Genomic DNA, 11,765 nt, shown 5'->3' on the forward strand with positions numbered 1-11,765 from the left:
ATTAATCTAATTTTCTAGCCATTTTTTACTGCTACAAGATCTTTTCATCTGTCCAGAGAACGGATAGTGTAGTGTTAGATACTTGAGTACTAACAAGCAGTTATTGCATGATTTTTGATCACTTAGCTGGTTATTTCACGGAACTTTAAGCATGAAGCTATTGCATACCTCTGATTGGCATTTAGGTCAGAGTTTTTTTACCAAAAGTCGTAAGGATGAACATCAGGCATTTATCAACTGGTTATTAATTCAAGTTGAACAGCAGCATGTTGACGCCGTGATTATCGCTGGGGATATTTTTGATACCGGCACTCCGCCCAGTTACGCACGGGAAATGTATAACCAGTTTGTTGTGGATATGCAACAGCTTAACTGTGTTTTAGTGGTGCTTGGCGGCAATCATGACTCGGTTTCTACGCTAAACGAATCCAAACAAATTCTTGCCTGTTTAAATACCTTTGTGGTGGCCAGTACCGGCGTCGCTATTGACGAACAAGTGTTTACTATCCCCGATAAGCACGGACAGCCTGGAGCAATTTTATGTGCCGTGCCTTTTATCCGGGCCAGAGATGTATTGCAAAGCACGGCAGGTGAAACCGGATTACAAAAACGCCAAGCACTAGGCGATGCGATTAAGCAGCATTACCAAACACTTTATCAAATAGCCTTACTTAAACAAAAAGAACAAAAAGAACAAAAAGCAAACGGGCTAAATATACCCATCATTGCCACCGGACATTTAACCGCGCTAGGCGTGAGCCAATCCGAAAGTGTGCGCGACATTTACATCGGTACCTTAGACGGTTTTGCCGCAGACGGTTTCCCCCCAGCAGACTACATTGCGCTGGGACATATTCATAAACCGCAAATCGTGGCTAAGTCTGAACATATTCGTTATTGCGGCTCGCCTATCCCTTTAAGTTTTGATGAACTCGGTACTCAAAAGCAAGTGATGCTGGTGGAGTTTACTGGCGCACAGCGCACCAGTTTACAACCTATCGACATTCCTATTTTTCAGCCCATGTTAGTGATTAAGGGCGACCTTGCAAAAATTGAGAAAGAACTACAGCAGCTTAACGCTGATGCAAAAGCTGACACAAAAGCTGACACAAAAGCTGACACAAAAGCTGATACAGGTGCGCAGCCCGTCTGGTTATGTCTGGAGGTGGATACCCAGGATTATTTATCGGATCTGCAGCAGCGTATTCAAACTATGACACAAGGGTTAAATGTAGAGGTATTACAACTGCGCCGCACGCGTAACCAGCGCAGACAATTACTGAGTCAAATGCAAAGTGAAACCCTTGCTGAATTAACCCCCGAAGACGTATTCGAAAAACGCTTAGCCATGGAGACATTTGATACAAGCCCTGAAGTAGACTCAGAAAAAACCGATGAACAACAAACCACACTGCAACAAGTGCGACAGCGGTTTAGCCAAATATTGTCTGAAGTAGAACATCAGGGGACGGATGTATGAAAATTTTAAGCATTCGATTAAAAAACCTCAACTCACTTAAGGGGGAATGGAAAATTGATTTTACCCAATCGCCTTTCGCCGAAAACGGCCTATTTGCTATCACTGGGCCAACCGGCGCGGGCAAAACCACCTTATTAGATGCCATTTGTTTGGCGCTTTATCATCAAACTCCAAGGCTGGGGCAAATCACTAATTCATCTAACGAAATCATGACCCGGGGCACCAGTGAGTGTTTGGCCGAGGTGGAGTTTGAAATAAAAGGCACCGCCTATCGGGCGTTTTGGAGTATGCGCCGTTCACGGGGTAACGTGGATGGCAATCTTCAACCTGCCGACGCTGAATTAGCCGAAGTGGCCACAGGCAAAGTACTGGCCACTCAAATTAGGCAAAAAAGTGAAGCAATAGAAAAATTAACCGGCCTAGACTTTGGCCGTTTTACCAAATCAATGATGCTATCCCAAGGGAATTTTGCCGCGTTTCTTAACGCAGATGAAAATAAACGGGCGGAGTTACTCGAAGAGCTTACCGGTACTGAAGTCTATGGTCAGATTTCAGTTAAGGTGCATGAACACCACAGCCAAGCCAAACAAAGATTAAAGGAATTACAGGTGGGGGCGAGTACATTTCAAGTGCTCAGCGCAGAGCAAAAGCAAATCTTGCAACAAGAGCTTAATCAATTACAAGACAAACAAACAGGCATTGAGCAACAAATTAAAACCAACCAAAGCCATGTGCACTGGTGGGACAAACAACTCAGTGCTCAGCGAAGCCAACAAGATGCCACAATCTTATGCACTGACGCCAAACAATCCATCGACAATGCACAAGTCGATCTAAGTTTACTTGAAAAAAGTGCACCAGCTGAACGCCTTCGCGCCAATTGGCAACGTTTAGGTGAGGTATCACAGCAACATACCAAAACCAGTGAGCAACTGGCTGCCCAGCAAGAAACCAAGGCGAAGTTGGTAATAGAGTTAACAAGCGCAGCCGACAAGTTGTCTGTGGCGGCACAATCATTACAAAGCAGCAAGCAAGCCCAACAAAGTCAGGAACAGCTGATCACCGAGCAGGTTATGCCGTTAGATAGTCAAATAAGCGCCTTAGCTGAAAAGCACAGTGATAAACAACAAACTATTCGCCAGTTGCAGCAACAACAGCAAGAGTCGACCACAAAACAGCAAGAGTTGCAGGCAGCGTTAACAGGCTTAAACGAGCAACACTCCCTTACCCAAAACTACCTAACTGAACATTCTGCAGACAGTGCTGTAGGCGAGCAACTTAGCGGCTGGAGTGCGTCACTTGCGCAACTTGAGCGAGATAATCAAACCGCCCAAGCTCTGCATAAACAAACAGTAAGCATCGACAGCCAACTCAATGAAAACACCCAGGTTAAGCAACAGCTGCAGGAGCAATGGCAATACCTGTCTGAACGTTTAAAGCAGCAACAGTCAGCGCTGGCAGAGAAAGAATCGCAATATCAAGCCTTAACCCTTGAGTCAGACGCAACAACCCTTGAAAACCATTTAGCCGCTATTAATCTTCGCTGGCCTGAACTCTATAGCGCCAAAGAAATCCAACGCCGTTATTTACAATTAGAAAAAGACAAAACAAACAACCACAGTGAGTTGCAAACTAGCCACCCCCAAGCTGAAGAACTAAGGGCACAGCGCAATACTTTATTGCACAAGTACCAAGAACAAGCGCAACATTGCAAAGATTTACAACTGTTAGTCAGCCAAGAAGAACAGTTGGCTCAATATCGCCAGCTGCTTAAAGCAGATCAAGAATGCCCGTTGTGCGGGGCGACCGATCACCCCCAATCTTCTGAGATGGCGATAGATATTCCTGAAACCGTGACCAGAAAACACCAAGCTGAAACGCTGTTAAACCAATTAGAACAAGACGGAAAAGCGGTTCGCGAAAAACTCGACTCCCTAGAACTTGAAATCAAACAGCTACAAACCCACTCGGCTGAATTGAACACACTCGAAACTGAGCTAAGCGCTTTATGGCAAGGCCGAGTAGAAACCTTACAACTAGACTTTGCCATAAGCGACCAGCAGAGCATGCAAGCCTTCGAGCAAGGTATGCAAAATCAGTCCGAACAGCTATCAAAACAATTAAAGCAACTTAGTCAGATAGATAAAGAACGCCAAGCAAACAAAGAAGCTTTAAACATTACCGAGCGGGGAGGGGATAAACTCAACAGTGAACTAAAATTACTGGATCAAAGCCAACAATCTTTGCAACAAAGCAGTCAAAAAACGTCCCAAGAATACGCAACGCTTATTGAGTCTGTAGATAAAAATCGAACGACTTTGATCAGCAATATTGTTGCCTTAGGTTACATTGCGCCGCCAGAAAATGAACTGCTGCAATGGCTACAAAATAAACGTCAAGATGTTCAGCTTTATCAACAAAAAATGCACGAAAAAGAACAGTTAAGTAAACAAATGGCTGTTAAAAGTGCTGAAAATGCAGAAATTGAACAGCAGTTGCTGTCTATGCATGAACAAGTGAAATCGATGCAGTTAGAAGAAGTTACGCTAAAACAGCAATGGGATGAAGCCACTAAGCAGCGCCAACAGTTATTTGGCGACAAAACCGTTTTACAAGCAAGGGCAGAGGCTAACAAACAACTCGACAGTGCAGAGCAAATAAATCAGACAGCAAGTCTTAGCCATAAAAATATTGCGCAACAAGATAACGAGCTATTAGCTGCCATCAAAGCGAAGCAACAACAGCAAACAGAGCTAGAACTGTCACTCAAAGAACACACCGACAACTGGCATGAATTACTCACCAATAGCCCTTTTGTTAACCAAGGCGAATTTGAAATGGCACTGCTACCCGAAGAACAGCGTAGCCAGCTAATCAGTTTGAAACAAAGACTCGATACACAATTACAGCGCGCTACTACGTTGTTAGAGCAGTCTGGCGCCCAGCTCAACGAACTTAATAATATCGAACAAGCAGCCTTGTGGCAGCAAACCTCACAAGAAGAGGTAAAGGCACTACTGCAGCAACTACAAACTGAAAAAGATAGGTTAGTAGAAAGCAGAGGTGGCATTAGCAGCCAATTATCGGCAGACCAAAAAGAAACCTCACGGCAACAAGCATTACTCGACCAAATCGAACAACAAAAACAAGATTATGACCAACTGAGTTACCTGCACGGTCTAATAGGCTCCGCCAACGGCGATAAATTTCGCCGCTTTGCACAAGGGCTAACCCTAGATAACTTGGTATACCTTGCAAACAAACAACTCGATCGCATCCACGGACGTTATTTGCTTAAACGCAAAGAAGAACAAGGGTTAGCCCTTACCGTGCTTGATACTTGGCAAGGTGACGTAGAGCGGGATACCAAAACCCTTTCGGGCGGTGAAAGTTTCTTGGTGAGTCTTGCGCTAGCTTTGGCCTTGTCTGACTTGGTGAGCCATAAAACCAGTATTGACTCGCTGTTTCTTGATGAAGGATTTGGCACTTTGGATGCTGAGACTTTGGATATTGCTTTGGATGCGCTGGATAATCTGAATGCGTCGGGGAAGATGATTGGGGTGATTAGTCATATTGAGGCGATGAAGGAGCGTATTCCTACGCAGTTGCGGGTGACAAAGAAGAGTGGGTTGGGGGTGAGTGAGTTGGATCGTGAGTTTGCGGTTTGATTGTGATTTACACTGTCACCCCCACACCGTCATTCCGGTAGTCTTTTGGGCCGGAATCTCCTTGTTCATAATGCGCTGCGCTTACGTCATCCATGCTGTTTTTCGATTGGCATCCTTGCCAAACGACTTACTTTTTACCTACAGCCGCAAAAAGTAAGCAAAAAGGCCCGCTCGAGGGCAATGCTCTTCATCCAACTATTACTTCAATTTAGCAGGGTGAAACTGGATTCTTTAGAAGCACGGCTTCGCCCAGTTGAACATCTCGACAGGGAAGTCGAGATTGGGTGAGGATCATCATGGACGTGTTATTGACCATATTTAAGGTTTTGCATCAGCCTCAATTAGCATCCCTGCTAATTGCCCTACTGAATTCACAAAATAATCGGCGAGCCTTGAGTCGAGGGTAGGTCAAAAGATAAGACAAAAGATCGGCTTCGCCGACTATATCTTTAGTGGCTCCGCCACTGCTTTCCCGCCTTTAAAGTTTAAGAATAAAATGGCTTATTCTTGGGAAAAATGGCGTGGAAGTCAGGTTTGGGTGCCGATCATTAATTAACATATATGTCCTGTTAATTCTTCTGTTAATTCTGGATAGTTTTAATGATCAAAAGACGTGACCCCTTTGGTTTGCAATAGAAAGACCTTCGTCCTTGCTGTTTGCCCAGCTTCATTTTATAAATTATATTTTCTGTGGAATTTAATTTTTTCAAGATGCCATCCCATTTTTGATCTATACGCAGCCAAACCTTGTTTGTAATAGGCTTTAATTGATAACTTTTTCATAGAAAGGTAACTTTCATTTAAGCCAAAGTCGTCAATAACCGCTCTCGTTATAGGATATCCATCATTCACATCAACATGTTGTACTTCATTTTCACTGGTTTCTAATACATAACATATTGCAGGAAACGGAATGGGTTTAGCGGGTGTTCCCTTTTTAATTGATAAAGCGAACTGCTTAGTGTGATTACCACAAATTTCATGCACGTATGATACGGAGGTTGCTTCCATCAATTCTTGCTGAGAACTTGAACTATCAACTGCTTGATTATAGTTGCCCAAGGAAAGTAAAAAATCGGTTTGATAGATGAAAGTACTGCCACAATGCCGTGATATACCATAGCGTGTCATAAAGGTTTTTTGCTTAAAGTTTACAATATAAGCCTCATTTACATGCCAAATAGGGTAATCCGCTTGCTCTTCCAAATACTGCACAATATTGATGTTAACCCAGTCATCAGCATCAACAATATATACATATTTTGGATTGAATTGTTTGGCATATAAAAGACCTGAAAGAATTTTTGTACCTTTATCGCCTCTATTAGGAAAGTATTTTTTGGGGTGGCAAGACACATCTTGGTCAGAGATAGAGAAAGTTTTTAAGTATTCATCAAGTGACGGTGGCACTGGAAAATCAACAATATGATAATGAATACGTTCATCGTGAAATTCAATGACGGGTTTTTCATTACAAACAACCACTAATATAAAATTAGCATTACTTTGGGAGCATATTGAACGAGCCGCTATTTCATATAAAGCGACGGCCTTTTTATAACTATTCGTGTTGTGTGGATGTCTGATCGAAGTAATAAAGGCTAGCATCTGAGGCACCTAAAGTGGTTTAACTGAGAGACTTAAATGTGGTGAGCGAGAACACAATTCAGTCATATAAATACTTTTCTTTTAGCAGGCAATCAAAATATTCGATAGTTTTTTTAACCCCGTTTTGTAATCGAGTATTCGTTCGCCAACTCAATAACTCTTTGGCAAGGGTAGTATCAGGTTGCCTCTGTTTGGGGTCGTCTTGTGGAAGAGGTTTAAAAATCAATTTGGATGAACTGCCAATTAAATCAATCACCATATTGGCTAATTCTAACATACTAAATTCATTAGAATTACCCAAATTGATAGGCCCAGTCACACCATCAGCACTACTCATTAGCCTAATAAAGCCTTCAATCAAATCGTCTACATAACAAAATGAACGCGTTTGACTACCATTACCATATATTGAAATTGGCTCTCCTTTTAGTGCCTGAACAATAAAGTTGGACACCACCCTGCCATCATTAGGGTGCATATTAGGCCCATAGGTGTTGAATATTCTAGCGACTTTTATATTTATATTGTATTGTTGGTGGTAACTAAAAAATAAGGTCTCTGCACATCTCTTCCCTTCGTCATAACACGCTCTTGGGCCTATAGGGTTAACATTACCCCAGTAGTCTTCAGTTTGGGGATGAATAAGTGGGTCACCATACACTTCACTCGTAGAGGCTTGGAATATCTTTGAATTACCACGGTTAGCCAAGTCGAGCATATTGATTGCTCCTAACACGCTAGTTTTAATGGTTTGCGTGGGATCGTGTTGGTAATGTATGGGAGACGCTGGGCAGGCTAGATTATAAATTTCATCCACTTCTACATATAAGGGTAAAGTTATATCGTGGCGCATTAACTCAAAATGACGAGAAGACAATAATTCAAGTATATTATCTTTAGTTCCAGTAAAAAAATTATCTACGCAGAGTACATCATTTCCATCTTTTAATAGCCGTTTACATAGATGAGACCCCAAAAATCCAGCACCGCCAGTTACTAATACTCTCTTTCTTAAATGCATAATCGGGACTATCCATACTTTCTGTATCTCTTAACAGGTTAACAATAATTATGTAAACATGCACCACTGCTTCAGCTAAATAATTTAACAGCAATACCCCTTATTACCATTGTGTTTCCCGCTGTGTTCGGCGTTCATTTTTGTGTGGTGAGGATAAATTTACCGGGCAAAGTTATGAACATCGCCGTGGGTGGGTAGAAGAGCGGTTGCTGTTTTTGTCTTCGGTGTTTTCTATTGATATTTGTGCTTCGTGATGAGTAATCATACCCATGTGGTGTTGTGTGTGGACAAAGACTCAGCAGATAGTTGGTCGATGAAAGAGGGGGTAAGGCGTTGACATCAGCTGTACCATGGCACGTTATTGAGTCAAAAGTATCAAAGAGGGGATGCGCTTAGTAAAGGTGAACTGATTAGCCTAGAAGAAACAGTGACGATTTACCGACAACGTTTGTATGACATCAGTTGGCTCATGCGCAGTCTCAATGAGTACATTGCCCGTGAAGCTCAACAGAAGTTGATGTTAAAACTCAAAACAACATACTATCAAGTCAACTCAGAATATTGTGCTAAGGTTGTTTCAACACTTTTAAGCGCTAAATACTGGCGCCTTTCTAATGAAATATTTTTATTTCTCTTGCCGGAATAAACGATGCCTAACCTAAAACCATTAATCACTCTATTAAGCTCAAGTATCTTTAGCGCTATTTTACTAACGTCAACCGTGCAAGCTGCAGGTGACACAATCCCAGTAAATGTGATGAATTTTGTCGACGCAAAGACATCCGTACAATTCGACAGAGTGATAACCCGGGCAGGCGGAGTGAATTTATGGGGTCATATACGCTCCCCCATCCCCATAGACCAACAGCGACTAAGAAGAATGAATAGAGACACTATTTATAGCTCAGTCGTTGTTGATATTAGCAAAGGGGCTTCGCTGACCTTACCTGACGCTGGAACGCGTTATATGTCGGCAACAGTGACCAACGAGCATAATTATATCAATAATATCTTTCATGGCGCGGGCGACTTTAATCTGGATTTACTGAGTTTCAAAACTAACTTTGTGATGGTGACGGTAAGGATTTTAGTCGACTCAACGGATCCAGAAGATATCAAGCAAGCTAATCATTTACAGGACGAGCTTATGGTTAACAGTGCAGCCAGCGGCAACTACACGCATCCAAATTATGATATGTCTAGCTTAAAAACAACAGCAAAATCCTTAATCCAACTTGCAACAGGGCTGACCGATACTAAAGCCGCATTTGGCAAACAAGAAGATGTAAACCCGGTAAAACATATGCTGACATCTGCCTATGGTTGGGGCGGCTTACCAGAACAAGAAGCATACTACATCAATGTACAACCTACACTTCCGATAGGCGCCTATACCCTATCAATTCGGGATGTTCCGGTTGATGGTTTTTGGTCAATCAGTGTTTACAACAAAGATGGCTTTTTTGAGCCAAACGATTACCAGTCCTACAGTATCAATAACCTCACCGCGAAAAAGAACAGCGACAATTCAATTACGGTAAGTTTCGGAGGACAGCCAGATAGTATTAATTACATACCTATAGTGGATGGTTGGAATTACGTAGTAAGACTATACCAACCACGAGAGGAAGTACTCGATGGCTCATGGACGTTTCCAAGTTTGTCGAATTAACAAAGACATTGGCCAATGATAAGGCCCCTATTAATTGTAATACCCTTGATAAAAAGAGTGATTTGTAACACCTCATTCTATTTATACTCGACTTGGAATAAATGAAAAGGAGCGTCAGTTAGCGTAGGAACAAAAGTGAAGTCAAAGTTGCTCATCTCGGCCAGTTATCTTAGTTGATTGGTCTGATTTAGATAAGTGTAAACGACACTTTTGGATTAGGGAATTTTTCTATTGTTACTTTCCACGTTGATGTATCAGTATTAGATAACGTGGGTTCATAAACCGAAACGTTCAGCTCATATTTTTTAGCAAGATAGTCTTGTAGATGATCGCCCATTCCTGCCAAGGCAGATGCTTTAAAATCTTCACTTAACCGACTGGACTTATAACAGTACCTGCGGGTTCTGGTAACTATTTAATTACTTTATTGGATATTGCCTTTATTGAATAAAAAAATGGCCGAACCATAACAGCCGACCATTTACTTTAAGAAAATACACACATTAAAGTGCGTAATTAAAACTAATTAATTAGAAATCAAGATAACCGAAGACAGCATCAGAATCGCACATGGCTGTAGTACCGTCTAACTCGACACCAATGCCACGGAGACTAATTAAACCCGTCGCATAAATGTTACCACAAGTAACAACTGCAGTAGCAGCGGTAAAGGGGCCATCTGCAAATGCGGTACCACGGAAAGAGGTACTTGCACCGATAGTAGCAGTTTTTACATTCCAGATAATAGTAGCGGTATCCTTAGGACCCAAACCAGCAGTAACGAAATTTGTAGAAGCACCAACCGTCAGCGTCCCAAAATTCATAACCCAACGGTAGTTCGTACCACCTATATCATTTGGAGTACCAAGACCACCCGCCTCAAAAGTAATGGTTGAGCTTGCGGTTACATTCACAGCGCCGGCTTGATGTACACCAGGACTTAAGTACTCTGTTCCCATAGTGGTCGTCGCTCTTATGAAATTAGGTGCTTCAGCAGTCAAAGCTGCACGAACAACGTCTATCTGTAAGAGTGCGGCCGACATACTCGCAGCATTATGTATATCTTCTGGCACTGTGCTTGTTATGTTGGCATCTGCAGCTAAACTGCCATCCGAATAAGCGCCCGCGCCGACTGTGGTGGCTGCCCCCGCATAGATGTTATCGACATCACTATGGGCGCCTAAGGTAATGGCGGCTCCAGCATGGATGTTTTTGGTAGTAGCGTGAGCTCCTACGGTCGTGGCAGCCCCAGAAAAAATGTTATCAACGGGAGCGTGAGCACCTATGGTAACGGCGGCGCCCGCATAAATATCGTAGGCTTTAGTGTGAGCACCTATAGTAACGTAGTCTTTTGCAGCGAGACAAGCGTTTGCCGAGGAGGATGCGGCCACACTGATATAGCCACCGGCTATTGCCTCACGGGGTGATGCATCACAGGATGCTAATGGGCCGGGGTCAGGCTCTCCAGGCGTTGTGATAGTTACGGTCCAATAGTCAGAATTATCTCTATAATTATCGTCATTGAATGCAAGATACAGATAACCTGAAGCATTTGCAGTTTGTTCATAATTAGAGCCGACGAATCCCGCCCTTTTATTATCACTTGCTTCCGTCACAAGCATACCACCCTCTGACGGATCGGTAGGATGGCTGCCAATGAAACCGACGAGGCTGTATCTAACAGTACCCTGAACTAAATAATCAGCACTTGAACGTCTAAGATCAAGATAAGGATGGACTACACCATTAGGATTTACTGTGTAATGCGGTTGACCTGGAACATCTATAAGTGGCTTATAATTAACCGTGTCAGTCGTATCGACTTGTATAGTGATTAATTCGCCCTTTTCAAATTGGATCCCAGTGGACACAAAAGGCAAATTACCAGTGGCAACCTTGACAACGGCGCCACCGTCACCATCAAGGGGGTTAGCATAAACTTTAAGGACAGTAGTTTCTGCATTGACTAAACCAGCAACAGACAAAGCCAAACCGGTCAGGCATATTTTTAACACTTTATTTTTCATTTTTATTCCTTGGTAACGAAAATTCAGATCCCCATTCAAGGGGAATTTTATTGCTGATGTAAGGACAACAGATCAGCTAACACTAGGCAAGTAAAGAGACTAAGCATAAGATAATCGGGTGAGGCTGCTGCCTTCTTATACCCACATAATACAATGCATGTATTATGCCAAAAAATATTATCGATATTTTTCAATAGGTTATATATTTACGTTTTTGAAAGTGTAAAAAAACTGGACACATGCATTTGGATTAGAAGACCAATTTACTACAATTTAAAAAGCTTATGTT

At 42.5% G+C, this 11,765-nt stretch carries 6 protein-coding genes and 1 pseudogene; 4 read left to right on the forward strand and 3 right to left on the reverse strand.

Translation table 11 applies throughout. The features are described 5' to 3' along the window. Positions 1 to 151: 151 nt before the first annotated feature. Positions 152 to 1,480: an exonuclease subunit SbcD gene (gene sbcD / locus CXF95_RS13255; RefSeq protein WP_101199129.1), complete on the forward strand. Its 1,329-nt coding sequence runs from the start codon at positions 152 to 154 to the stop codon at positions 1,478 to 1,480. Further along, on the forward strand, positions 1,477 to 5,148 hold the full coding sequence (locus CXF95_RS13260; protein ID WP_101199130.1) for an AAA family ATPase: 3,672 nt from the start codon (positions 1,477 to 1,479) through the stop codon (positions 5,146 to 5,148). Before sbcD ends, CXF95_RS13260 begins: the two co-directional genes overlap by 4 nt. Positions 5,149 to 5,820: 672 nt before the next feature. On the opposite strand, the gene CXF95_RS13265 is transcribed toward CXF95_RS13260, so the two are convergent. Both CXF95_RS13265 and CXF95_RS13270 read right to left on the reverse strand, forming a co-directional pair. After that, entirely contained in the window at positions 5,821 to 6,756 is a 936-nt protein-coding gene (locus tag CXF95_RS13265) for a hypothetical protein (RefSeq protein WP_101199131.1), read from the reverse strand. Between the two features lie 58 nt (positions 6,757 to 6,814). Continuing rightward, positions 6,815 to 7,777 (reverse strand): UDP-glucuronic acid decarboxylase family protein, encoded by a 963-nt coding sequence (locus CXF95_RS13270; protein ID WP_101199132.1) that lies wholly within the window; start codon positions 7,775 to 7,777, stop codon positions 6,815 to 6,817. A gap of 92 nt (positions 7,778 to 7,869) precedes the next feature. Here CXF95_RS13270 and CXF95_RS30625 point away from each other — a divergent pair. Both CXF95_RS30625 and CXF95_RS13285 read left to right on the forward strand, forming a co-directional pair. Next, positions 7,870 to 8,291 (forward strand): annotated as a pseudogene (locus tag CXF95_RS30625) (transposase); the annotation flags it as partial. A gap of 135 nt (positions 8,292 to 8,426) precedes the next feature. Continuing rightward, positions 8,427 to 9,449, forward strand: a complete 1,023-nt coding sequence (locus tag CXF95_RS13285; RefSeq protein ID WP_198556581.1) for a DUF1214 domain-containing protein — start codon at positions 8,427 to 8,429, stop codon at positions 9,447 to 9,449. 530 nt (positions 9,450 to 9,979) lie between these two features. Here the strand turns inward: CXF95_RS13285 and CXF95_RS13295 are convergent. Beyond that, a complete protein-coding gene (locus CXF95_RS13295) occupies positions 9,980 to 11,476 on the reverse strand; it encodes a hypothetical protein (RefSeq protein WP_101199133.1) in 1,497 nt (498 codons plus the stop codon). Positions 11,477 to 11,765: the final 289 nt, after the last annotated feature.

This window comes from Paraglaciecola sp. MB-3u-78, assembly GCF_002835935.1.
In the GTDB taxonomy this organism is placed as follows: Bacteria; Pseudomonadota; Gammaproteobacteria; order Enterobacterales; family Alteromonadaceae; genus Paraglaciecola.

Excerpts from the sequence above, each read along its gene's own strand:
- CXF95_RS13265 (WP_101199131.1), bottom strand. The coding sequence starts at position 6,756 with ATGCTAGCCTTTATTACTTCGATCAGACATCCACACAACACGAATAGT.
- CXF95_RS13260 (WP_101199130.1), top strand. The coding sequence starts at position 1,477 with ATGAAAATTTTAAGCATTCGATTAAAAAACCTCAACTCACTTAAGGGG.
- CXF95_RS13295 (WP_101199133.1), bottom strand. The coding sequence starts at position 11,476 with ATGAAAAATAAAGTGTTAAAAATATGCCTGACCGGTTTGGCTTTGTCT.
- CXF95_RS13270 (WP_101199132.1), bottom strand. The coding sequence starts at position 7,777 with ATGCATTTAAGAAAGAGAGTATTAGTAACTGGCGGTGCTGGATTTTTG.
- CXF95_RS13285 (WP_198556581.1), top strand. The coding sequence starts at position 8,427 with ATGCCTAACCTAAAACCATTAATCACTCTATTAAGCTCAAGTATCTTT.
- sbcD (WP_101199129.1), top strand. The coding sequence starts at position 152 with ATGAAGCTATTGCATACCTCTGATTGGCATTTAGGTCAGAGTTTTTTT.